22 protein-coding genes are annotated in these 22,005 nt (G+C 72.6%); 12 read left to right on the top strand and 10 right to left on the bottom strand.

Translation table 11 applies throughout. From position 1 onward, the window contains the following. Positions 1-51 precede the first annotated feature (51 nt). From ISP_RS36445 to ISP_RS36435, 3 genes are read left to right on the top strand one after another with little or no spacing between them, the layout of a single operon-like run. Complete coding sequence (locus tag ISP_RS36445) at positions 52-210, top strand: ribbon-helix-helix domain-containing protein (RefSeq protein WP_013225262.1); 159 nt, start codon at positions 52-54, stop codon at positions 208-210. 1 nt (position 211) lies between these two features. Next, positions 212-556, top strand: a complete 345-nt coding sequence (locus ISP_RS36440; RefSeq protein ID WP_013225261.1) for a VOC family protein — start codon at positions 212-214, stop codon at positions 554-556. 1 nt (position 557) lies between these two features. After that, positions 558-1,445, top strand: a complete 888-nt coding sequence (locus tag ISP_RS36435; RefSeq protein ID WP_013225260.1) for a class I SAM-dependent methyltransferase — start codon at positions 558-560, stop codon at positions 1,443-1,445. Here ISP_RS36435 and ISP_RS36430 read toward each other — a convergent pair. The 3 genes from ISP_RS36430 to ISP_RS36420 all read right to left on the bottom strand — a co-directional run bounded on the left by ISP_RS36430 (position 1,399) and on the right by ISP_RS36420 (position 4,568). Beyond that, positions 1,399-2,028: a TetR/AcrR family transcriptional regulator gene (locus ISP_RS36430; protein ID WP_013225259.1), complete on the bottom strand. Its 630-nt coding sequence runs from the start codon at positions 2,026-2,028 to the stop codon at positions 1,399-1,401. The genes ISP_RS36435 and ISP_RS36430 overlap by 47 nt on opposite strands. 166 nt (positions 2,029-2,194) lie before the next feature. Continuing rightward, positions 2,195-3,664 carry an FAD-dependent oxidoreductase gene (locus tag ISP_RS36425; RefSeq protein ID WP_013225258.1) on the bottom strand — a complete coding sequence of 490 codons (1,470 nt, stop codon included), beginning with the start codon at positions 3,662-3,664 and terminating at the stop codon, positions 2,195-2,197. A gap of 1 nt (position 3,665) precedes the next feature. After that, a complete protein-coding gene (locus ISP_RS36420) occupies positions 3,666-4,568 on the bottom strand; it encodes an AurF N-oxygenase family protein (protein WP_013225257.1) in 903 nt (300 codons plus the stop codon). 106 nt (positions 4,569-4,674) lie between these two features. On the opposite strand from ISP_RS36420, the gene ISP_RS36415 reads away from it, so the two are divergent. Together ISP_RS36415 and ISP_RS36410 are read left to right on the top strand one after the other, a co-directional pair. Then, positions 4,675-6,231, top strand: a complete 1,557-nt coding sequence (locus ISP_RS36415; protein ID WP_013225256.1) for an adenylate/guanylate cyclase domain-containing protein — start codon at positions 4,675-4,677, stop codon at positions 6,229-6,231. Between the two features lie 43 nt (positions 6,232-6,274). Continuing rightward, complete coding sequence (locus ISP_RS36410; protein WP_013225255.1) at positions 6,275-7,195, top strand: alpha/beta fold hydrolase; 921 nt, start codon at positions 6,275-6,277, stop codon at positions 7,193-7,195. 5 nt (positions 7,196-7,200) lie between these two features. Here ISP_RS36410 and ISP_RS36405 read toward each other — a convergent pair whose 3' ends face one another. Beyond that, the gene (locus ISP_RS36405) at positions 7,201-8,214 is read right to left on the bottom strand and encodes a zinc-dependent alcohol dehydrogenase (protein WP_013225254.1); all 1,014 of its coding nucleotides are present in this window, start codon (positions 8,212-8,214) and stop codon (positions 7,201-7,203) included. A gap of 80 nt (positions 8,215-8,294) precedes the next feature. On the opposite strand from ISP_RS36405, the gene ISP_RS36400 reads away from it, so the two are divergent. The 3 genes from ISP_RS36400 to ISP_RS36390 all read left to right on the top strand — a co-directional run bounded on the left by ISP_RS36400 (position 8,295) and on the right by ISP_RS36390 (position 12,571). Further along, positions 8,295-8,903, top strand: a complete 609-nt coding sequence (locus tag ISP_RS36400) for a TetR/AcrR family transcriptional regulator (RefSeq protein WP_013225253.1) — start codon at positions 8,295-8,297, stop codon at positions 8,901-8,903. Beyond that, a complete protein-coding gene (locus ISP_RS36395; RefSeq protein ID WP_013225252.1) occupies positions 8,900-10,516 on the top strand; it encodes a CocE/NonD family hydrolase in 1,617 nt (538 codons plus the stop codon). Before ISP_RS36400 ends, ISP_RS36395 begins: the two co-directional genes overlap by 4 nt. 132 nt (positions 10,517-10,648) lie before the next feature. Further along, positions 10,649-12,571: a DNA/RNA non-specific endonuclease gene (locus tag ISP_RS36390; protein ID WP_013225251.1), complete on the top strand. Its 1,923-nt coding sequence runs from the start codon at positions 10,649-10,651 to the stop codon at positions 12,569-12,571. Between the two features lie 3 nt (positions 12,572-12,574). On the opposite strand, the gene ISP_RS36385 is transcribed toward ISP_RS36390, so the two are convergent. Beyond that, entirely contained in the window at positions 12,575-13,231 is a 657-nt protein-coding gene (locus ISP_RS36385; RefSeq protein ID WP_013225250.1) for a GntR family transcriptional regulator, read from the bottom strand. 45 nt (positions 13,232-13,276) lie between these two features. Here ISP_RS36385 and ISP_RS36380 point away from each other — a divergent pair, with 45 nt between their 5' ends. Together ISP_RS36380 and ISP_RS36375 are read left to right on the top strand one after the other, a co-directional pair. Then, positions 13,277-13,699, top strand: coding sequence for a VOC family protein (locus tag ISP_RS36380; protein WP_013225249.1), 423 nt, complete (start codon positions 13,277-13,279; stop codon positions 13,697-13,699). A 109-nt stretch (positions 13,700-13,808) separates the two neighbouring features. Further along, entirely contained in the window at positions 13,809-14,549 is a 741-nt protein-coding gene (locus tag ISP_RS36375; protein ID WP_013225248.1) for a sigma-70 family RNA polymerase sigma factor, read from the top strand. On the opposite strand, the gene ISP_RS36370 is transcribed toward ISP_RS36375, so the two are convergent. Genes ISP_RS36370 through ISP_RS36350 form a run of 5 tightly spaced genes read right to left on the bottom strand, consistent with a single transcriptional unit; the run spans position 14,539 to position 20,003 of the window. Next, positions 14,539-15,588: an acyl-CoA dehydrogenase family protein gene (locus ISP_RS36370; RefSeq protein ID WP_176742091.1), complete on the bottom strand. Its 1,050-nt coding sequence runs from the start codon at positions 15,586-15,588 to the stop codon at positions 14,539-14,541. The genes ISP_RS36375 and ISP_RS36370 overlap by 11 nt on opposite strands. Continuing rightward, a complete protein-coding gene (locus ISP_RS36365; protein ID WP_013225246.1) occupies positions 15,585-16,502 on the bottom strand; it encodes an acyl-CoA dehydrogenase family protein in 918 nt (305 codons plus the stop codon). The genes ISP_RS36370 and ISP_RS36365 overlap by 4 nt, the downstream gene beginning before the upstream one ends. Then, positions 16,499-17,629: an acyl-CoA dehydrogenase family protein gene (locus ISP_RS36360; RefSeq protein WP_013225245.1), complete on the bottom strand. Its 1,131-nt coding sequence runs from the start codon at positions 17,627-17,629 to the stop codon at positions 16,499-16,501. Before ISP_RS36360 ends, ISP_RS36365 begins: the two co-directional genes overlap by 4 nt. After that, positions 17,629-18,474: an enoyl-CoA hydratase gene (locus tag ISP_RS36355; RefSeq protein ID WP_013225244.1), complete on the bottom strand. Its 846-nt coding sequence runs from the start codon at positions 18,472-18,474 to the stop codon at positions 17,629-17,631. Before ISP_RS36355 ends, ISP_RS36360 begins: the two co-directional genes overlap by 1 nt. Continuing rightward, a complete protein-coding gene (locus tag ISP_RS36350) occupies positions 18,471-20,003 on the bottom strand; it encodes a FadD3 family acyl-CoA ligase (protein ID WP_013225243.1) in 1,533 nt (510 codons plus the stop codon). The genes ISP_RS36355 and ISP_RS36350 overlap by 4 nt, the downstream gene beginning before the upstream one ends. Positions 20,004-20,085: 82 nt before the next feature. Here ISP_RS36350 and ISP_RS36345 point away from each other — a divergent pair, with 82 nt between their 5' ends. Together ISP_RS36345 and ISP_RS36340 are read left to right on the top strand one after the other, a co-directional pair. Continuing rightward, a complete protein-coding gene (locus tag ISP_RS36345) occupies positions 20,086-21,231 on the top strand; it encodes an acyl-CoA dehydrogenase family protein (RefSeq protein WP_013225242.1) in 1,146 nt (381 codons plus the stop codon). Further along, positions 21,228-21,998, top strand: coding sequence for an SDR family oxidoreductase (locus tag ISP_RS36340; RefSeq protein ID WP_013225241.1), 771 nt, complete (start codon positions 21,228-21,230; stop codon positions 21,996-21,998). The genes ISP_RS36345 and ISP_RS36340 overlap by 4 nt, the downstream gene beginning before the upstream one ends. Positions 21,999-22,005 lie beyond the last annotated feature (7 nt).

Raw genomic sequence — 22,005 nt, 5'->3', positions numbered from 1 at the left:
CCGGACGGAGGGACTTGCGGAGTTAGCTTGCTAGCATGCTAGCCTCGGGGTGTGGGCGATGACGACGTCAAGCAGTTCAACGTGTACCTGCCGATCGGGCTGATCCGGCAGGTCAAGCACCGAGCCATCGAGACGGAGCAGTCGCTCTCGGCGCTCGTCGCCGAAGCGCTGCGCGCCTACCTCGCGACCGATCCCGAAGAGGAGCACTGACATGACGACCGAGGGCATCGAGGCGCTGTACCTGGAGACGCACAACTGGGGCAAGGCGGCCAAGTTCTTCCAGGCACTGGGCTACGAGATCGACTTCGCGACCGACCACAACTCCGGGCAGCTGCGCAACGGCGACGGTCCCCGGCTGTTCATCGCCGAGGTGCCCGAGAGCCGGGAGCCGCGGACGCAGATCGTGTTCAAGGTCCCGGACGCGGACGAGTTCGAGGCCGGCGACCTCGTCGAGGTGGTCACCCCGTTCGAAGAAACCCATTACGGGACGCGGGAAATGACCGTCCGCGACCCCGACGGGCGGACGTGGACGCTGTCGGCGCCGGGTGCGGCCTGAGGTGGCGGCGCCGGACAGCACGGCGGTGCGCACGGCCCTGTGGCGAGCCCTGCACGTCGCCGTCGATCCGCCGCCGCACGTCTTCGCCGACGAACTCGGCCTGCGGCTGGCCGACCCGGGCGAGGACTGGCGGCACCGCGGCGACATGGACCCGGCCACCGCCGGGCGCTACCGGGCCGGCATGGTGGCCCGGGCCCGGTTCGTCGAAGACCTGGTCACCGAGCGGGCGGCCCGGGGTGCCGGCCAGTACGTGATCCTCGGGGCCGGCCTGGACACCTTCGCCCAGCGGCGCCCGGAAATCGCGTCCCGGCTGCGCGTGTTCGAAGTGGACCAGCCGGGCCCGCAGGCCTGGAAGCGCGCCCGGCTGGCCGAACTCGGCCTGGGCGTGCCGGACTGGCTGCACTTCGTGCCGGTCGACTTCGAGACGGCGTCGTGGTGGGAGCGGCTCACGGCGGCGGGCTTCACGCCGGACGAACCGGCGGTGGTGGCGTCCACCGGCGTCAGCATGTACCTCACGAAGGAGGCGAACGCGGCCACGCTGCACCGGATCGCCGGGTTCGCCCCGGGCTCCACGCTGGCGATGACGTTCATGCTGCCGGACGAGTGGCTCGACGAGGGCGAACGCGCCCGCCACCGAGCGACCGCGAGCCGGGCGAAGGCGGCGGGGACGCCGTTCCTCAGCTCGTTCTCCCCGGCGGAAATGCTCGCGATGGCTCGCGAGGCCGGGTTTCGCGACGTCGTCCACGTTCCGGGCGCCGAGCTGGACGAGCGGTACTTCGCCGGCCGCGCCGACGGGCTCCGGATCGTGCGAGGCGAGGAATTCCTCGTCGCCACCACGGGAACTACGGTCGGGGCTGCTGCCCGAGGTACGCCCGCAGCATCGTCTTGACCGGTTCCAGGAGTTCGGGAGAACCGTCGCGGCGGAAGGCCTCCTGGATCACGGCGTCGGCGGCGAGGAACGCCGTGCGGCACGCCACCGCGGCCTCGTAGTCGTCGCGCAGGAGGCGCTGCGCGACGAGGATGCGGTGCACGCCGGTGGCCATCACGCGCTTGTGCGCGAGGTCGGCTTCCCGGGTTCCGTCGGTGAGGCCACGGCCGAACCACAGCGCGCGGAACCCGGGTTCGGCGCGGTAGAGCCCGGCGAAGGCGTCGACGAGCAGGCCGACGGGGTCCGCCCAGGTCTCCTCGGCCGCTCGCTCGGCGAACGACGTCATCAGGTCTTCCAGGCGGGCGAGGTAGACCTCGCCCAGCGCCTCGGTGATGGCGTCGCGGTCGGGCAGGTACTGGTACAGCGCGCCCACCGAGACGCCGGCCTCGGCGGCCACGCGCGTGGTGGTCAGCGCCTCGACGCCGTCCGCGGCGAGCAGCCGGTCGGCGGCCGCCAGCACCTGGGCCAGCTTCTGCCGCGAGCGCGCCTGCCGCGGTACCCGGCGCAGGCGGACACCCGCTTCGATCCGCTCCGGGCCGGTCATGCGGGCTCCAACCTGAACCTGACTTTGGTTCGGGTTTATTCTAGCCCGGCCCCCGGCTCCCGGCAGCCCGAACTTCGACGCCGCGCGCCCGGACCACTTCGATCCGCCTGCCCCGCCCCCGCGGCAAACCCGGACGAGACCGGGCCACCCCGCAACCGGCCGCGGCTCAGGCGCGACCGAACAACCTCGATCCCTTACGTCGCACCGGAAGCCGCCCGGCCACCGCGTCCTCCAGCAACGCCCCCACCGTCTCCCGCGCGCACGCCTTGTTCGCGCCGATCCCGCCCGACGGCCCGCGCTTGATCCACCCCGCCACATACACCCCCGGCCGCCCGGCCACGCGGCCCGCCTCGTTCGGGACGATCCCCTCCTGCTCGTCGAACGGCAGGCCCGGCACCGCGACCCCGCGGAAGCCCGCCGCCCGGACCACGCGGCCCGCCGTGATCTCGACGTCACCCTCCGGGCCCGACGCCACCACCGCGCGAACCTCCGTGTCACCCCCGAACGCCACCGGGGCCGAATGGAAGCGCAGCACGATGCGACGGCCCTCCGGGGGCGGTGTCGACCAGTCGACTTTCTCGCGCGGTACCCCTCGCAGCCACTCGGCCTTCTCGCCCGGCGAGGCGCCTTCGATCGCCGCCGCGATGCGCGGGTCGTGCGTGTCCACCACCAGCCCGCCACGGGCCGCCAAAGCCAGCAGCTCCGGGCGCGTGTAGGCCGCCGTCTCCGGCCCGCGGCGGGCCAGCAGCACCACCTCGCGGACCTTGGCCGAGCGCAGGCGCGCCAGCGCTTCCGGCGCGATCGACGTCCCGGCGAGGGCCGCCGGCTCCGCCGTGAGGATGCGGGCGATGTCCAGGGCGACGTTGCCGGTGCCCACGACGACCACGCGCTCCGCCGAGAGGTCGACGGCGTCCGGCTCGACGTCCGGGTGGCCGTTGTACCAGCCCACGACCGTCGCGGCCGGCAGGCTGCCGGGCAGGTCTTCGCCCGGGACACCGAGGCGGCGGGCCTCCGTCGCCCCGACCGCGTAGATCACCGCGTCGTGGCGATCGGCCAGTCCGGAGCCGGCCGGCTCGCCGAGCCGCAGGCGCAGCCGCGGGTGGTCGTGGAACCGCGCGAACGTCTCGCCGATCTTCTTCGTCGACGGGTGATCGGGCGCGACGCCGTAGCGGATCAGCCCCCCGGCCACCGGCAGGCGGTCGATGAGCGTCACGCGGGCGTTCGTGTGCAGCAGCAGGTCTTCCACCGCGTACATCCCGGCCGGCCCGGTCCCGACGACGGCGACGTCCAAGGGCGGGAAGTCGCTCGGCAGCACCCGCGCGAACGACGGCGGGGACCACCGGTGGAAGTTCGGCGCCACCGGAACCTCCGCCAGGACGTCCCGGCCCGCGTAGTACTCCGCGTTGATCTGCTCGTACGCCCGCAGCGGGCCGGTCAGGTCGCCGGCCGGGAAGATCGCGTCGACCGGGCAGGCGTCGGCGCAGGCACCGCAGTCGATGCAGGTGACCGGGTCGATGTAGAGCAGGTCGGTCGTCCCGAAGTCCGGCTCGTCCGGCGTCGGGTGGATGCAGTTGACCGGGCAGACCGACACGCAGGTCGCGTCGGTGCAGCAGGTCTGGGTGATCGCGAACGCCATCTCAGATCAGGTTCGCCCGCTTGTAGAACCACAGCGAGGGCTTGGTGAGCAGCCCGGCCGAGTGCAGGAACTCCATCAGCCCGGAACAGCTGGAGCGCAACATCGACTTGTGGTGCTCGTTGGCCTTCGCCTCGCGCCGCGCGCGCTTGCCGTCCAGGCCGGCGTTCTCGTAGACCTTGCCGTTCACCATGCTCGTGACGATGAAGTAGGACGCGATCGCGACGACCAGGGCGTTGATCTGCCGCCGCAGCCACCCGGCGCTCCGCAGCCGCTCGCGGGTCTCCTCGCGGGCGAACTTCATGTGCCGCGATTCCTCCACGACGTGGATGTTGTTGATGGTGCGCACGAACGGGACCACCCGCTCGTCGCGCATCCAATCGCGCTGCATGACGTCGAGGACCTCTTCGGCGACGAGGATCGCCGCGTAGGCGGCCTCCCCGCTCGCGGTGGCCTTGAAGACCCGGCCCAGTTCGACGACGAACCGGCGCGGCCGGTAGGCGGGGGCCCGCAGCTTCGCCGCGCCGCGGGCGAACATGATCGAATGGCGGCATTCGTCGGCGATCTCGGTCAGCGCCCACTGGAACGCCGGGTCGGTCGGGTCCTTGGCGTAGAAGTCGCGCAGCATCATCTGCTGCAGGATCATTTCGAACCAGATCCCGGTGCTGGCCACCGACGCCGCCTCCTGGCGGGTCAGCTCGCGCTGCTGCTCCGGACTCAGGTCGGCCCAGTAGGAGGTGCCGTAGAGCGTGCTCCACTCCGGACTCGCGCCGTGGTAACCCGTGTCCAGCGGCGTCTCCCAGTCGACCTCCTTGACCGGGTCGTAGGACAGCTGCTCCGACGAGTCGAGCAGCCGCCGCGCCACGGTCTCCCGGTCCGACACGCCCGATTCGCTGATGCTCGTCACGACCGACCTCCTCGTCAGGTGTTACCGAAGTTCACTGTTACCAACCGTAACACATACTCCGGCACCCGTCTCGGATCACTTCAGTGAACGACCGTACACTCAGCCGGTGACCCCAGGACGCTCCCCCGCGGAGCCGTTCGGCTCCGGCCTGCTCGGACCGTTGGACCAGCACGCCACCGCGTTGCGCCGGCGCGTCCAAGGCCTGCTCACGGCCGCTTTGATCGCCACCAACGTGATCGGCGCCCTGGTCGTGGCCGGGCTCGCGGCCCTGCTCATGCCCGCGCCCGGAATGTCCGGTGAACTCGTGCGTGTCACCGCGGTCGCAGTACCCGTGTACGTCGTTTCGGCGGTCGTCGCCGGCACGCTGTGGGGCACCCGCGGCGCCCTCCGGACCCTGCGCTGGGCGGCCGACGGACGACGGCCGACCGACGCCGAGCGCGCCGCGAGCCTGCGCGTCCCGTTGCGGCTGACGTTCGTGCAAGCCGTGCTGTGGGGCATCGCGACGCTGCTCTTCGGCGGGCTCGCGGCGCTCGTGCAGCCGAAGGTCGTGCTCACCGAGTTCCTCGTGGTCGCGTTCGCCGCGGTCGTCGTCTGCGCGATCGCCTACCTCTTCGGCGAGTTCGCGCTGCGGCCGTACGCGGCGCTGGCCCTGGCGGGCACCACGCCGCCGCGGCCGGTCAGCGGCGGCGTCAACCGGCGGATGCTGCTGTTCTGGTGCCTGGGCACCGGGGTGCCGGTGGCCGGGCTGATCGTCACCGCGGTGCTGGCCTGGGTGCGCGGCGACGTCTCGACCACGAAGCTCGCCGTGTCGGTGATCGCGCTCGGGCTGGTCGTGCTGTGCTTCGGGTTGCTGGTCACCGTGTTCACCGCCCGCTCGGTGGTCAACCCGATCTCCTCGGTGCGCGACGCCCTCGGGCGCGTCCGGGCCGGGGACTTCACCGTCGAAATCCCGGTCTACGACGGCTCCGAGCTGGGCCTGCTGCAGGCCGGGTTCAACGACATGGCGGCCGGGCTGGCCGAACGCGAACGGCTGCGCGACCTGTTCGGCAAGCACGTCGGCCACGAGGTCGCGGTCGAGGCCATGCGCACGTCGACCGGGCTGGGCGGCACGGTCTGCACGGTCTCGGTGCTGTTCGTCGACCTCGTCGGGTCGACGGCGCTGGCCGCGAGCCGCCCGCCGGAGGAGGTCGTCGGCCTGCTCAACCGGTTCTTCACGGTGGTGGTCGACGAGGTCGACCGGCACCACGGCCTGGTCAACAAGTTCGTCGGCGACGCCGCGCTGGCCGTGTTCGGGGTGCCCGCTCCGCTCGGCGACCACGCCACCTGCGCACTGGCCGCCGGCCGCGCCATCGCGGCCCGGCTGGCCGCCGAGGTGCCGGACGGCCCGGCCGGCATCGGCGTGGCGACCGGCGACGCGGTCGCGGGCAACGTCGGCGACCCGCGCCGGTTCGAGTACACGGTGATCGGCGACCCGGTCAACGAAGCCGCCCGGCTGACCGAACTGGCGAAGAACGCGCCCGGCCGCCTGCTGGCCTCGTGGACGGCCGTCGAGGCCGCGGCCGCGGACGAGGCGGCCCGGTGGACGGCGACCGGGGACGTCACCCTGCGCGGCCGCACCCGGCCCACGACGCTCGCCTCGCCGCTTCCGCGCGACGGTGGCTGATGCCGTACGGTCCTGAGTGGACGACGGCGAACAGGGGAACCGAATGGTCACGCACCGGACCGTCGAGGTCGGCGGACTCCGCATGCACCTCGCCGAACAGGGCACCGGCCCGTTGGTGCTGCTGCTGCACGGCTGGCCGGAGACGTCGCACTCGTGGCGGCACCAGCTGGGGCCGCTGGCCGACGCCGGCTACCACGTCGTGGCACCGGACCAGCGCGGCTACGGCGGCACCGGCTCCCCCGCCGACGCGAGCCGGTACACGCTCCTGCACCTCGTCGGCGACGTCGTCGGGCTGATCCACGCCCTCGGTGAGCGGGAGGCGATCGTGGTGGGTCACGACTGGGGCGCCCCGGTCGCGTGGCACACCGCGCTGCTGCGCCCGGACGTCGTCCGCGGCGTCGCCGGCATCAGCGTGCCGCCCACCCTCCGCGCTCCCGCGCCACCGCTGAGCCTGCTGCGCGAGCGGTTCGGCGACGGCTTCTACCAGATTTACTTCCAGCGGCCCGGCGTCGCCGAAGCCGAGCTCGGCGCGGACCTGCGCACGACGTTCCGCAAACTGCTCGGCGGGAGCGCGGAAGCACCGGTCGTCCGAGAGGGCGAAGGCTTCCTCGATCGCTTCACCGAACCGGCCGTGCTGCCGGACTGGCTGAGCGAGGAGGACGTCGACGCCGCCGTCGAGTCGTTTGGCCGCTCGGGGTTCACCGGCGGGCTCAACTGGTACCGCAACATCGACCGCAACTGGGACCTCCTCGCCGCGTGGCGGGACACGCCGATCACCTGCCCGGCGTTCTACCTGTGCGGCGACGGCGACCTCACCCGCGCGTTCACCGACAGCAGCCGCATCGCCGAGGCCGCGCCCGACCTGCGCGGCGTCGTCGACGTCCCGGGCGCCGGGCACTGGGTGCAGCTGGAACGCCCGGACGAAGTGAACACGGCGCTGCTGGAGTTCTTCAAGCAGCTCTGAGTGCCTCAGCGGCGCGGGTCGATGTGGACCTTCGGTCCCGCGCCGCCGATCCGCTCCCCCGCGAGCACCGCCCCGACCTCGCCCAGGCCCACGGTCGCCGCGACGAGCGGCCGCGGGTCGACGGCGCCGCTCGCGTACGCGGCGATCGTCTCGGCCAGGCCCGGCGACCCGGACAGGACACCGACCGCCGTGACGTCCTTCAGCACCAGCGCGCGGGTGTCGAGCCGGCTGGGCTGCCCGGACAGTCCGATGTAGACGACCCGGCCGGCGGGCTCCACCAGTTCCACCGCCAGCGCGGGCGAAGCGGCGGCGCCGGTCGCGTCGACGACCGCGTCGAAGGGCAGGTCCGGCAGCGTTTCCCGGGTCCACGTGTCCGCGAAGCCGAGGCCGCGGGCGAAGTCCGGGGAACCGAGGCCCAGCACGTGCACTTCGGCGCCCGCCGCGCGCAGGAACATCGCCGTGAGCAGCCCGATCGTCCCGGGGCCCAGTACCAGCGCCCGATCGCCCGGGCCGGCGCCGGCCGCGCGAGCCGCGCGCACGGCGTTGGCGCCCGGTTCCACCAGGGCACCGAGCGCGGCGTCCACCGTGTCGGGCAGGGCGTGCAGCGACCACGCGGGCACGGCGAGCCGTTCGGCCAGCGCGCCGGCCCGGCCGCCGCGGATGCCGACCTCCTGGCGCCGCTCACAGGTGTGCTGGTGCCCCCGGCGGCAGCGGCGGCACGTCCGGTCGCCGAGCATCGTGTCGCCCATGACCCGGCGGCCGAGCCAGGCCGGGTCCACGCCCGCCCCCACCTCGGTGACCGTGCCCGCCCACTCGTGGCCGAGCCGCATCGGGTACGCCGAGTGCCCCTGGTGCAGGTAGGTCATCTCGCCGGTGAAGAACTCGACGTCGGTGCCGCAGACGCCCGCCCGTTCGACGTCGACGACGACCTCGCCCGCGACGGCCCGCGGTGCGGGGACCTCCTGCACCGAGCACTCGCCCGGCCCGGTGAGCACGAAGGCCCGCATGGTCGAAGACATGGCCGCATCCTCGCATCCCGCGGGACGCCCGGATTACCGAACACTTGCTATTTTCTTGACACCTGTCCATTATCGACGGCGTGACCGGCGACTGGACGACCGAAGCACCCGCCAAGGACCGGCGGGTGCGCCGATCGCGTGCGGCGCTGATGCGGGCCGCCGTCGAACTCGTGTCCGAACGCGGCTCCGCCGCCGTCCCGGTGTCCGAGATCGCCGCGGCGGCGGACGTCAGCCGCCAGGTGCTGTACCAGCAGTTCGGCGACCGCGACACGCTGTTGCTGGAGGCCGCGCTCGACCTCGTCCGGCGCGAACTGCTCGGCGACCTCGACGGCCTCGCGTCCGCCGCCGACAAGCACGGGTCGTTCCTGGCGCTGGGCCGGCACTTCGCCACCCACCGGCGCTTCTACCGCGCCCTGCTGACCGGGGCGTCCGCGTACGCCCTCAACAAGGCGCTGACCGGCCTGTTCCTCCCGTTCAACCGGGAGCACCTCGGCCACACGCTCGGCGATCAGCTCGACGCCGCGGGTGTCGACGATCTGGCCACCTTCCTGACCGGGGGTGCCGGGGCGTTCGTCAACGCGTGGGTCGTCGACGGGCCGGACCCGCTCGACCCGGAAGAGTTCGCCGGCCGGCTGGCGCGGATGCGCTCGGTCGTCACCACGATGATCACGAAGGAGGCCGGCCGGTGATCAGCCGACTCGTCGAACGCCTGCTGAAGCTGCCCGCGCCGGCCACCCGGCGCGTCACCGTCGAGCGGGACCTGCGGGTCCCGATGTCCGACGGCGCCGAATTGCTGGCGGACCACTGGGCGCCGCGCACCGGGGGTGCCGGCCTGCCGACCGCGGTGCTGCGCAGCCCCTACGGCCGCCGGGGCGTGTTCGGGGCGATCCTGGCGCGGCCCCTGGCCGAGCGCGGTTTCCAGGTGCTGATCCAGAGCACCCGCGGCGGCTTCGGTTCCGGCGGTGCCTTCGATCCGCTGCGCCAGGAGCGCGAGGACGGCCTCGCGACGCTGGACTGGGTCGTGCAGCAGCCCTGGTTCGGCGACGCGATCGTGCTCGCCGGCCCCAGCTACCTGGGTTACGTGCAGTGGGCCGTGGCCGATCGCCTGCCGCCGCAGGTCAAGGCGATGGTCCCGCACGTCACCGAGTCCGGCCTGACGCTGGAATTCCTGCGGGAGGACGGCCTTTCGCTGGAGACACCGTTCGGCTGGGGCGTCCAGGTCGCGACCCAGGAGCGCCGCTTCGCGCTGCTCCGGCAGCGTACCCAGGCGAAAAAGGTGAACCAGGCGCTGAACACGCTGCCGCTCGCCCAGGCCGACGTCGTCGCCATCGGCCACCGCTCGGACTACATCCAGGACGTCCTCGCCCACGCCGAGACGAGCCCCCGGTGGGCGGCGCTCAACCACCGGGACCGGGTCGCCGACGTCACCGCGGGAGTCAGCTCGGTCGCCGGCTGGTACGACATCTTCCTGCCCGGCCAGCTCCGCGACTTCCGGACCCTGCAGGACGCCGGACGGCGGCCGCGGCTCACGGTCGGGCCGTGGACCCACGCCGGCGACCTGCTCACCGGCGCGGGCGTCTCCATCCGGGAAACCCTCGAGTTCGGGCTCGCGCACGCCCGCGGCGAGGAACCGCCGCCGCGGGCGCCGGTCCGGCTGTTCGTCATGGGCGAGGAAGCCTGGCGCGACTTCGCTTCGTGGCCGCCGGAAGGCTATGCGCCGCAACGGTTCCACCTGCAGGCCGGCGGCACCTTGGCCACGGACGCGCCCGGCGGGTCGGCTCCGGACCGCTACCGCTACGACCCGGCGGACCCGACGCCCGCGGCCGGTGGCGTGCGCATGGCCCCCGACGCCGGCCGGGTGGACAACAGGGTGCTCGAAGCCCGCGCCGACGTCCTCACCTACACCACGGGCGTGCTCGGCGAAGACGTCGAAGTGATCGGGGACGTCAGCGCGGAAATCTGGTTCCGCTCGAGCCTGCGGTTCGCCGACGTCTTCGTCCGGCTCTGCGACGTCGACCCGGACGGCCGCTCGGTCAACGTCTGCGACGGCCTCACCAGCCTGCGCGATGCGGATGAACTGGCCGCCGTCACGGTCCGGCTGTGGCCGACGGCGCACCGGTTCCGGCGCGGGCACCGCATCCGGGTCCAGGTCTCCAGCGGCGCTTTCCCGCGCTACGCCCGCAATCCCGGCACCGGCGAACCCCACGCCACCGCGGTGACGCTGCGCGCCGCGGACCAGGAGGTCCACCACGACCCCGCGCACGCCTCGGCGATCGTGCTGCCCGTTCGGGATTTTCGGTAATGGCGCCGTTTCCGCGAAAATACCGCGAAGTGGATTGAAAAAGAATTCCCGGCGACGCGCCGGAAATCGTGTAACGCGGCCTCCGGGAGCGCGACTAACGCGGTGTTTCCGAATCGCTCGCCGGGAGGCATCGTGGACGTCAGGACGGACCGCCAGGCCGAGCAGGAACAGGCCGCGGCGGCGCGGGCCGCCGAGCGCACCGGGCCGCGGCAGGCCAAGATCGCGTTGCTGCGCAAGCCCGGCGGGATCGCCGAGGCCGACGAGCCGAGCCGGATCGCCACCCGGATCGACCGGCTCGGCCGCTACTACCCCGACATCCGGCCGGTGAGCCCGGCGGCGATCGCGGCCGGGGACCCGGCGGCGATGACGGCCGCCGGCGCGATCCTCGAACGCATCGTTCTCACGAACGATCTGCTCGGCGTGGGCTACCTCGAAGGCGGGGTCGCGGCGTCGGCCGCCGTCGGCCGGGTGAACATCCGCAACGCGCAGGGCCGGCTGATCGGCTACGGCACGGGATCGCTGGTGTCGCCGGAGCTGCTGCTGACCAACCACCACGTGCTGCCGGACGCCGAGGCCGCCGGGTTCAGCGTCATCGAGTTCGACTACCAGGACGGCATCGACGGCCTGCCCCGGCCGGTGCGGGCCTTCACCCTCGACCCGGACCGCTTCTTCGCCGCCGACCAGGAGCTGGATTTCGCGCTGGTCGCGGTGAAGGCGACCGCGGACGAGCTGCGCCCCTTCGGCTTCAACCGGCTGATCGCCAGTGAGGGCAAGGCGATCGTCGGCGACTTCGTCACCATCGTGCAGCACCCCGGTGGCGGCAAGAAACAGATCGCGCTGCGGGAAAACCGGGTCGTCGACGTGCTCGAGGAATTCCTGCACTACGAAACCGACACCGAGCCAGGGTCGTCCGGCTCGCCGGTGTTCAACGACCAGTGGGAGGTCGTGGCGCTGCACCACGCCAGCGTCCCGGCGGCGGGCCACGCCGAGTACGGCGGTTTCCTCAACGAAGGCATCCGGGTCAGCAAGCTGCTGAAGTTCCTGCGGGAGCAGAAGTTCGCGCCGGCGCAGCAGGCGCTGCTCGACCGGCTGGCCACCCGCCCCGAGCGCGCACAGCCGGCCGCCGACGGGGCCGCCCCGGTGCTGACGCTCTCGATGCCGTTCGACATCCGGCTGCGCGCCGAAGCCGCGACCGGGCGGATCGATCCCGACTATTCGAACCGCGAAGGCTACGACCCGGCCTTCCTGCCCGGGCACACCGTGCCGCTGCCCGGCCTGCCCGACGCGCTGGCCGGCCTGGCGGCGATCAACCGCCAGGCCAGAGGCGAGCCGAAGTACGTGCTGCCGTACCACCACTTCAGCGTCGTCATGCACCGCGAGCGGCGGCTGGCGATGTTCACGGCGGTCAACATCGACGGACGCACCAGCCGGTCGCTGCGGCGCGAAGCCGACCACTGGTCGCTCGACCCGCGCGTGGCCGTGACCGAGCAGATCGGCGAGGAGATCTACCGGGACAACCCCCTGGACCGCGGGCACCTGGTCCGCCGCCTCGACCCGGCGTGGGGCGCGACGGAGGCGATCGCGCAGCTGGGCAACGACGACACCTTCCACTTCACGAACTGCTCGCCGCAGCACAAGGACTTCAACCAGAACAAGACGACCTGGGCCGGCCTCGAGGACTACATCCTGACCAACGCGGACAACTTCGACCTGAAGGTCACCGTGGTGACCGGCCCGGTACTGGCACCGGACGACGACCAGTACCGCGGCGTGCAGCTGCCGCGCCAGTTCTGGAAGGTCGTCGCGATGGTCAAGACCGGCGGCGCCCTCTCGGCGACGGCGTACCTGCTGAGCCAGGAGGAGCTCATCCACGGCCTCGAGGCGGCGACCGAGTTCGACTACGGCGCCTACCGCACCTATCAGGTGCCGGTCCGGCGGATCGCCGAGCTGACCGGCCTGTCGTTCGGCGACCTCGAGGCCGCCGATCCCCTCGCCGGCCTGGAGTCCACGAGCGTGGCCCAGGAGATCCGGACGGTGGCGGACCTGGTGCTCTGACGGTTAATCCGTCCGTCCACTGAGGATTTCGAAGGCTTGGCGGCGGTGCTCGGCGAACAGCGCGAGCACCGTCTCGCGGTCGCGGGCCCGCAGGGCCGCCGCGAGCTCGCGGTGCTCCGCCGGGATGCCCGCGAGGTAGCCGTCGGTGGCGACGCCGATCCGGGTCAGCAGGAACAGGTGCACCTGCGAGCGGATCGCGCACCAGGCCTCGAGCAGCCGCCGGTGGCCGGCGGCCGCGTAGACCGCGTCGTGGAATTCGAGGTCGCACCGGACCATTTCGTGCTCGTCGGCCGCGCGGTCCATGCGCCGCACCACGGCGTCGATTGCGGCCAGAGCGTCTTCGCCGGCGCGCTCGACGACCAGCTCCACGGCCAGATGCTCGAGGGCCGCGCGCAGGCTGTCGAGCTCGGCGACGTCTTCGGCGGAGAGCGTGGTCACCGTGGCGCCGCGGTGCCACTCGCTGCGGACGAGCCCTTCGCGTTCCAGCTTGAGCAGCGCCTCCCGCACCGGCCCGCGGCTGACGCCGAGCGCTTCCGCCAGCTCCACCTCGCGCAGCTGGCCGCCGGGGGCGTAGCCGCCGTCGAAGATCGCGTCCCGGACCCGGTCCGCGACCTCGTCGGCCAGCCCGCGGCGCCGGGCGGGAACCAGCGAAGCACTCATGACTTGATGTTAACATTCGGACAAGAGTTCGGCGAAGGGAGACCGATGACCCCGTCCATCCCCCGGTTCCACCTGGCGATGCCGGTGGACGACCTGACCACTGCTCGGCGGTTCTACGGCGAGGTCCTCGGCCTCGAGCAGGGCCGCAGCGCGGACACCTGGGTCGACTGGAACCTGCACGGCCACCAGTTCGTCACGCACCTGGCCCCGGCCGGCCCGGAGCGCGTCCACAACCCGGTCGACGGGCACGACGTCCCGGTGCCGCACTTCGGGCTGATCCTCACCGTCCCGCAGTTCCAGGCCCTCGCCGACCGGCTGCGCGCGGCGGGCACGGAGTTCGTGATCGAGCCGTATGTCCGCTTCGCGGGCCAGGCCGGGGAGCAGTGGACGATGTTCCTGCTCGACCCGGCCGGCAACGCCCTGGAGTTCAAGGCCTTCGCCGACGACGCCCAGGTCTTCGCAGTCTGAGGGGCCGAGCTCGCCACTCGATCGGGGCCACCGGCGATTACGGACCTGAATGTCCCGTTCACTTTGGGTACCCGGGTCGCGGAGCGTGCCTGACCTCGGGGAGACCGCCATGGAACCAGCCGACGAAGAGCCGGACTCCGTGCTGCTCGCCGCCCTGCGGGCCGGGGACCTCGACGCCGCCGGGCGGCTCTTCCGCCGGCACGCCGAGCCGCTGTGGCGGACCGCCGGGGCCTGGGCGCGGCAGCCCGCCGAGCGGGACGATCTCGTGGCCGAGACGTTCGCCAGGGTGCTGACCGTGGTGCGCGCCGGCGGCGGGCCGCACGGGGACCTGCGGCCCTACCTCGTCGTGACCCTGCGCAACCTGGTGGCGCGGTGGAGCAAGCAGCGCAGCCGGGTGGAGCTGCGGGCCACGCTCCCCGAAGCCCCCGCCGGGGGCGCCGACGAACTCGCCCTCCACCGCTCGAACGCCCGGCTCGTGTGGTCGGCCTACTGCACGCTGCCCGGCCGGTGGCGGACCGTGCTGTGGCGGACCGAGGCCGAGGGCAGCACTCCGACGGAGGTGGCATCTTCGCTGGGGCTGTCGCCGAACAGCGTCGCGGCGCTGGCCATGCGGGCGCGGGAAGGGCTGCGGCAGGCCTACCTGCAGGTCCAGGTGCCCGAGCCGGACGAGCCGAGCTGCCGCGAACCCCGCCGCCGGATGGGCGCCTGGGTCCGCGGCGCCCTGCCACCGCGCCGCGCGAACGCGGTCGCCGAGCACGTCGCCGGCTGCCCGGCCTGCCGGCTGGTCGCCCGCGGCCTGGCCGAGGCGAACCGCGAACTACCCGGCTCGGCCGCCCGGCTCACCGGCTGAGCCACGCACCCGGATCACCGAAGAGCAGGGCGGTCCCGTGTGCCCGTTTGAAGTACAGGTGGGCGTCATGCTCCCAGGTGATCGCGATGCCGCCGTGGAGCTGGATCATCTCCGCCGCGGCGTGCTCGAACGCCTCGCCGCACACCACCTTCGCGGTCGCGACGGCCTCGGCGTCGCCGTCCACCAGGGCCGCGTAGAGCGCCGAGCGCGCCGCCTCGACGTGGACGTGCACGTCGGCCATCCGGTGCTTCAGCGCCTGGAACGACCCGATCGGGCGGCCGAACTGACGGCGTTGCTTCGTGTACTCGACCGTCAGCTCCAACGCCCGCGCGGCCGCGCCGACCTGCTCCGCGGCGACGGCGACCGTGGCCGTGTCGCGCAGCTGCCGCAGCGGCTCGGCGAACCCGCCGGTGTCGAGGCGGCGGGCGGGTGCCGAAGCGCATTCGACGACCGCGAGGCGCCGGCCCGGGTCCAGGCTGGTCACCCGTTCCCGGCGGACCGCCTCGACCGGCACCTCGAACAGGCCGGCGCCGTCGTCCGTGCGGGCGACGGCGACGAGGACGTCGGCGATGTCGCCGTCCAGGACGTAGCAGGCGCGGCCGTCGAGGCCGGCGTCCGACGCGCGCAGGGCCGGCGTCCACCGGCCGTCCGCGCCGGACCAGGCCAGCGCGGCCAGGGTCGTGCCTACGGCGATGCCCGGCAGCAGTTCGCCGCACGCCGCGTCGTTGCCGGTCAGGAGCAGGGCCTGAGCCGACAGCACCGCCGAGCCCAGCATCGGCGCGGGGGTGAGCGTCCGGCCGAGTTCCGCCAGCACGACGCACGCCTCGGCGAGCCCGGCGCCCACTCCGCCGTAGTGCTCGGGGATCGCCAGGGCGGCAACGCCGATCTGTTCACACAGCGTCGACCACAGCTTGTCGTCGTAGCCCAGCGGCGACTCCAGCGCGGCCCGCACCGCCTCCGGCCCCGACCGGCGCGTCAGCAGGGCCCGGACGGCGTCCCGCAGCGCCCGGGCTTCCTCGGTCTCCATCGGGTCCGTCATCGGAGGACCCGCGCGCGGTGGAACGACCCGGTCCCCCAGGCCCCGGCGAGGGCCCGCACCTTCGTCAGCCGGAGGCCGAGGTCGTGCTCGGCGGTGTAGCCGATGGCGCCGTGCACCTGCAAGGCGGTCCGCGCCGCGAGGAGCGCGGCGTCCCCGGCCATGACCTTCGCCGCCGAGACGTCCCGGGCGAAGGTCTCCCCGGCCACGGCCGCGCCGTAGAGCAGCGGCCGCGCCAGTTCCAGCCGGGTGACGACGTCGGCGAGGAGGTGCTTGATCGCCTGGTACTCGCCGATGGCCCGGCCGTACTGCTTGCGTTGCTTCGCGTACGCGACCGAGGTGTCGAGGAGCCACTGACCGGCCCCCAGGAGCTGGGCGGCCACGGCGAGGACACCGCGGTCGAACGCGACGCCGTCCGAGCGGCCGGCCGCGGCCGGGACCCGGAACAGCCGCCGGGGCGGGTCGATCGAGCGAACGGGCTCGGCACCGGCGGTGAGGGACGCACCGGTGAGGTCGAGGACCATGCCCGCGACGTCGGCGTCGAGGGCGAGCGGGACTTCCGGCGGCGCGACGACGGTGGCCACGAGGTCGCCCTCGGCGAGGGAGGTGAGCCGGTGCCCGGTCAGCAACGCCGGGGCGACCGCGGCCGACTCGACGAGCGGGCCCGGGACAGCGTGGTAGCCGAGCGCTTCGCAGGCGACCACCAGGTCGACCGGACCGGCGCCGAGACCGCCGTGGTCCTCGTCGACCAGGAGCGCGAAGACGCCGACGTCGGCGAGCGCGCGCCAGAGCTTGAGGCCGCGGTCGTGCTCCCCCGCCGCCCAGGCGCGGGCGGCGGCCGCGGTGTCCGCCCCGCCCAGCAGCTCGTGCAGCGTCGCGGCGAACTGCCGCTGCTCCGGTGAGAGCTGGAACCTCATCGGCGGGCCTCCCTCGGGAGCTTCAGCAGCCGTTCGGCGATCGTGTTGCGCTGGATCTGGTCGGTGCCGCCGTAGATCGGGCCGGCCAGGGAGAACAGGTAGCCGTCGACCCAGGCCCGGTCGGTCTCGGCGGCGGGACCCAGCACGTCGAGGGCGGTTTCGTGCAGCTCGACGTCGAGGTGCGACCAGAACAGCTTGTTCACGCTCGACTCCGGCCCCAGCTCGCCCCCCTCGGCCAGGCGGCTCACGGTGCCGAAGGTGTACAGCTGATAGGCCCGCGCCCCGATCCAGGCGTCGGCCACTCTGTCCCGTGTGGACGGTGACGCGCCGTGGTCCCGCCACAGGTCCACCAGGCGGTCGGCCGCGGCGAGGAACCGGCCCGGGCTGCGCAACGACAGCCCGCGCTCGTTGTTCGCCGTCGTCATCGCGACCCGCCACCCCTGGCCGACTTCGCCGATCACGTCCTCGTCCGGCACGAACACCTCGTCGAAGAAGATCTCCGCGAAGCCGGCCTCGCCGTCCAGCTGCGGGATCGGCCGGACCGTCACTCCCTCGGCACGCAGATCGGCCATGAAGTACGTCAGGCCGTGGTGCCGCTCGGCTTCCCGATCGGTGCGGAACAGCCCGAACGCCCGATCGGCGAAACTGGCGCGGGAACTCCACGTCTTCTGGCCCGACAGCAGCCAGCCGCCGTCGGTGCGGACCGCCGTGCTGCGCAACGCGGCGATGTCGCTGCCCGCCTCGGGCTCCGACCACGCCTGGGCCCACACCTGCTCGCCGGTCGCCATGGCGGGCAGGATCCGGTCGCGCTGCTCCTGCGTGCCGTGGGCGAACAACGTCGGCCCGAGCATGAAGATCCCGTTCTGCGACACCCGCCCCGGCGCGCCCGACGCGTAGTACTCCTCCTCGAACAACAGCCACTGCAGCATCGACGCGTCCCGGCCGTGGTACTCGGCCGGCCACGACACGACCGACCAGCGCGCCTCCGCCAGCTCGGCTTCCCACGCACGGTGGGCCTCGAAGCCGTCCGCGGTGTCCATCGACGGCAGCGAACGGACGTGCGAGGCGAGCCAGTCCCGGGCCTCGTCCCGGAAGGCCGCCGAAGCCTCGTCGATGTCGAGGTCCATCACGCCTCCTTGTTCGCGTCGCGCATCGACCGCGCGGACTGCCCACCGAGGGCGTCTTCGGAGGTTTCCGCGTTGTGGGCGTGCGCGAAGTGGTGCAACCCGAACACCGAGTCCATTCCGGACCGCAACCCCATCAGGTCTTCGGCCTGGTTGACCGCCTTCTTCGCCAGCGCCAACCCGAAGGACGGCATGCCGCTGATCTTTTCGGCGAGTTCGAGGGTGCGCTGTTCCAGCTCGGCGCGCGGGACGATCCGGGTCACCATCCCCCACTCCTTGGCCTGCTGGACGGTGAAGCGTTCGCCGGTGAACAGGATCTCCTTCGCCGCGCGGGGACCCAGCACCCATGGATGCGCGAAGTACTCGACACCCGGGATCCCCATCCGCACCACCGGATCGGCGAAGAACGCGTCATCCGACGCCACGATCAGATCGCACACCCAGGCCAGCATCAGCCCGCCCGCGATGCAGGCGCCTTGGACGCAGGCGATCATCGGCTTCGGGATCTCCCGCCACCGGCGGCACATCCCGAGGTAGACCTCGGACTCGCGGGCGAACCGCTGATCGCCGCCGGCCCGGTCGGTGTGGTCCCACCACATGACCGCCCGCCGGTCGAACGACTGGTCCGCGTCCCGGCCCGGGCTGCCGATGTCGTGCCCCGCCGAGAAGTGCTTTCCTTCCCCGGCCAGGACGATCACCTTCACCTCAGGGTCGTTCACCGCGCCGGTGAAGGCGTCGTCGAGGGCGTAGGTCATGGCCGAGTTCTGGGCGTTGCGGTACTCCGGCCGGTTCATCGTCACCACCGCGACCGGGCCGCGCCGTTCGTAGCGGACGACCGGTTCACTCATGCCTTCTCCTCGGTCAGCAGCCGCTTCAGCACCTTGCCGGAAGCGTTGCGGGGCAGTTCGTCCAGGAACGCCACGAACCGCGGGGTCTTGTAGTTGGCGAGCCGCTCGCGGCAGAAGGCGATGACCGCCTCTTCCGTCAGCCCGGCTCCGACGACGAACGCCTTGCCGACCTCGCCGAGCCGCTCGTCCGGGACGCCGACCACGGCGACGTCGCGGACGCCGGGCAGCTCGGTCAGGGCGTGTTCGACCTCGGCCGGGTAGACGTTGAAGCCGCCGCAGATGTACATGTCCTTGAGCCGGCCGGTGATGGTGAGGTTGCCGGCGGCGTCGAGTTCGCCGACGTCCCCGGTGTGCAACCAGCCCCGCTCGTCGACGGCCTTCGCCGTCGCTTCCGGGTCGTCGAGGTACCCGAGCATCACGTTCGGCCCGCGCACCACGATCTCCCCCGGGGAACCCTCGATCGCCACTTCGAAACCCGCGGTCGCCCGGCCCGACGTGCTCGCCACGAGCTCCGCGGGGTCGCCGGGGCGGCACATCGTCACCACGACGGCTTCGGTCAGGCCATAGGCGGTCAGGATGGTTTCGAAGCCGAGCTCGGACCGCATCCGGCGCACGAGCGACGCGGGCACGGTGGCCGCCCCGGTGACCGCGAGCCGCAGCGACGACAGATCGCCCTTGCGCGGCTCGTGCAGCAGCGACTGGAAGACCGTCGGCGCACCCGGCACCACGGAGATCCGCTCCCGCTCGATCGCCTTCAACGCCGCGCGGACGTCGAACACCGCCTGCGGGACGATCGTCGCGCCGGTCAGCAGGCCCACCACGATGCCGGCCTTGTAGCCGAAGCTGTGGAAGAACGGGTTGATCACCAGGTACCGGTCGTCCGCGGTGACCTGGCCGCAGTCCGCCCACGCCGCGGCGACCTCGACCGTCTGGCGGTGGGCCGACAGCACGCCCTTGGAGCGGCCGCTGGTGCCGGAGGTGAAGAGGATGTCGCTGACCTCGTCCGGGCCGACGGCGTCCGCCCGTGCCTCGGCTTCGGCCGGCGGGACCCGTTCGGCCATGGCCAGGAACTCGTCCCACCCCACCGTCCCCTCGACCGGCCGGTGCGGCTTCTGCAGCGGCACCCGGACGACCGTGGCGAGGTCCGGCAGCGCGGCGCCGGTCTCCCGGATCGCGGCGTGGCGGTCGGTGCCGAGGAAGTCGGCGGCCACGACGAGCGCCTTGGCGCGGCCGCGCACCAGCAGGTCGACCGTTTCGGTGGCGGTGAAGCGGGTGTTGACCGGGATCAGGGCCGCGCCCGCGTAGAGGGCGCCAAGGGCCGCGAAGACCCAGTGGTGGGTGTTGGGCAGGGCGACCGCGACCCGGTCGCCCGCCTGGACGCCGCACGCGGCGAACGCCCGCGCGACCGTTTGAACACGTTCCAGAAGCTGGTCGTAGCCGAGCCGGACCGAGCCGTCGACCAGTGCTTCCGCGGATCCGAACTTCGCGGCGGCATCGCGGACGACGGCCGGGATCGTGGTCTGTCCCACCACAGCCTCCTCTGGACCGGCAAAGTAGAACGTGTTCTCATTACCCTAGGTGCCGGACCGGCCCGGCAGCAAGGAGGCGTGCGTGGAACCGTCGCGATTCCGCCGCGAGGTCGCGGACTGGCTCGCCGCCAACCTGACCGGCGAGTTCGCCCGTCTGCGCGGTCTCGGCGGCCCGGGCCGGGAGCACGAAGAGTTCGACCTGCGCCTGGCCTGGGAACGCCACCTGGCCGCCGCGGGCTGGACCTGCGTCGGCTGGCCGGTCGAGCACGGCGGCCGGGGGCTGTCACTGGCGGAGCAGGTCGCCTTCCACGAGGAGTACGCCGCCTCCGGCGCACCCGCCCGGGTCAACCACATCGGCGAACAGCTGCTCGGCCCGACGTTGATCGCCTTCGGCACCCCGGAACAGCAGGCCCGGTTCCTGCCCAGGATCGTCGCGGTCGAGGAACTGTGGTGCCAGGGCTACTCCGAACCCGGCGCCGGCTCCGACCTCGCCGCCGTCTCGACGTCGGCGGTGCTCCACGACGGCGAGTGGGTGATCAACGGACAGAAGATCTGGACCTCACTCGCCCACGTGGCCGACTGGTGCTTCGTGGTGGCCCGCACCGAACCCGGCTCGCAGCGCCACCACGGCCTGTCCTACCTGCTGGTCCCGCTGCGCCAGGACGGCGTCACCATCCGCCCGATCCAGCAGCTCACCGGCACCTCGGAGTTCAACGAAGTCTTCTTTGACGACGCCTGCACGTCCGCCGCCCATGTCGTCGGCGAACCGGGCGAGGGCTGGAAGATCGCGATGGCCACCCTCGGCTTCGAACGCGGCGTCTCCACGCTGGGCCAGCAAATCGGGTTCCGGCGCGAACTCGACGACATCACCGCCGAGGCCAAGCGGCTCGGCACCTACGACGACCCGCTGCTGCGCGCCGACCTCACCCGCGCGCGCCTCGGCTTGCGGGTGTTGCGCGCCCACGCCCTGCGGACGCTCGGCCAGGCCGCCGGACCCGAAGTCGCCGTCGGGAAACTGCTGTGGGCCCGATGGCACCGCGGGCTCGGGGAACTGGCCATGCGCGCCCGCGGCGCGCGGTCCCTCGCCTCCGACGGCCCCGAGCTCGACGAATGGCAGCGGCTGTTCCTGTTCACCCGCGCCGACACCATCTACGGCGGCTCCGACGAAATCGAACGCACCATCATCGCCGAGCGCGTCCTCGGCCTGCCCCGGGAGGCCCGCCCGTGATCCCCCAATACCCACCCGGCCACGACCTGCTGCAGGGGAAGATCGTGGTGGTCACCGCCGCGGCGGGCACCGGGATCGGCTCCGCGGTGGCGAAACGCTGCCTGGAAGAAGGCGCGCACGTCGTCATCAGCGACTGGCACGAACGCCGCCTCGCCGAAAAGGCGGCCGAGCTGGCCGAACTGGGCAAGGTCCACGCCATCACCTGTGACGTCACCCGCGAAGACCACGTCCAAGCCCTCGTCGACGGCGCGGTGGACCACTTCGGACGACTGGACGTCATGGTCAACAACGCGGGCCTCGGCGGCACGAAGTCGGTCCTGGACATGACCGACGAGGAGTGGTCGAAGGTCCTCGACATCACCCTCACCGGCACGTTCCGCTGCACCCGCGCGGCTCTCAAGCAGTTCGTCGCCCAAGGCGGCGGCGGGGTGATCGTCAACAACGCCTCGGTGATCGGCTGGCGCGCCCAAGCCGGCCAAGCCCACTACGCCGCCGCCAAAGCCGGCGTCATGGCCCTGACCCGGTGCTCGGCCCTCGACGCCGCCGAACACGGCGTCCGGATCAACGCCGTCGCCCCCAGCCTCGCCATGCACCCCTTCCTCGCCAAGGTCACCAGCGACGAACTCCTCGAAGACCTCACCAAGCGGGAAGCCTTCGGCCGCGCGGCCGAACCGTGGGAGGTCGCCAACGTCATGGTCTTCCTCGCCAGCGACTACGCGAGCTACCTCACCGGCGAAGTCGTCTCCGTCAGCAGCCAGCACCCCTAGGAGCCCC

Origin of the sequence: Amycolatopsis mediterranei (assembly GCF_026017845.1) — a bacterium.
Classification (GTDB): Bacteria; Actinomycetota; Actinomycetes; order Mycobacteriales; family Pseudonocardiaceae; genus Amycolatopsis; species Amycolatopsis mediterranei.
This window is presented reverse-complemented; position numbering and strand designations above follow the sequence as displayed.

What these genes read in the sequence shown, in the direction of transcription:
- ISP_RS36425 (WP_013225258.1), bottom strand. Translation starts at nt 3,664, where the DNA reads ATGGCGTTCGCGATCACCCAGACCTGCTGCACCGACGCGACCTGCGTG.
- ISP_RS36410 (WP_013225255.1), top strand. Translation starts at nt 6,275, where the DNA reads ATGGTCACGCACCGGACCGTCGAGGTCGGCGGACTCCGCATGCACCTC.
- ISP_RS36440 (WP_013225261.1), top strand. Translation starts at nt 212, where the DNA reads ATGACGACCGAGGGCATCGAGGCGCTGTACCTGGAGACGCACAACTGG.
- ISP_RS36355 (WP_013225244.1), bottom strand. Translation starts at nt 18,474, where the DNA reads ATGAGTGAACCGGTCGTCCGCTACGAACGGCGCGGCCCGGTCGCGGTG.
- ISP_RS36370 (WP_176742091.1), bottom strand. Translation starts at nt 15,588, where the DNA reads ATGACGGACCCGATGGAGACCGAGGAAGCCCGGGCGCTGCGGGACGCC.
- ISP_RS36360 (WP_013225245.1), bottom strand. Translation starts at nt 17,629, where the DNA reads ATGGACCTCGACATCGACGAGGCTTCGGCGGCCTTCCGGGACGAGGCC.
- ISP_RS36405 (WP_013225254.1), bottom strand. Translation starts at nt 8,214, where the DNA reads ATGTCTTCGACCATGCGGGCCTTCGTGCTCACCGGGCCGGGCGAGTGC.
- ISP_RS36430 (WP_013225259.1), bottom strand. Translation starts at nt 2,028, where the DNA reads ATGACCGGCCCGGAGCGGATCGAAGCGGGTGTCCGCCTGCGCCGGGTA.
- ISP_RS36365 (WP_013225246.1), bottom strand. Translation starts at nt 16,502, where the DNA reads ATGAGGTTCCAGCTCTCACCGGAGCAGCGGCAGTTCGCCGCGACGCTG.
- ISP_RS36375 (WP_013225248.1), top strand. Translation starts at nt 13,809, where the DNA reads ATGGAACCAGCCGACGAAGAGCCGGACTCCGTGCTGCTCGCCGCCCTG.
- ISP_RS36385 (WP_013225250.1), bottom strand. Translation starts at nt 13,231, where the DNA reads ATGAGTGCTTCGCTGGTTCCCGCCCGGCGCCGCGGGCTGGCCGACGAG.
- ISP_RS36380 (WP_013225249.1), top strand. Translation starts at nt 13,277, where the DNA reads ATGACCCCGTCCATCCCCCGGTTCCACCTGGCGATGCCGGTGGACGAC.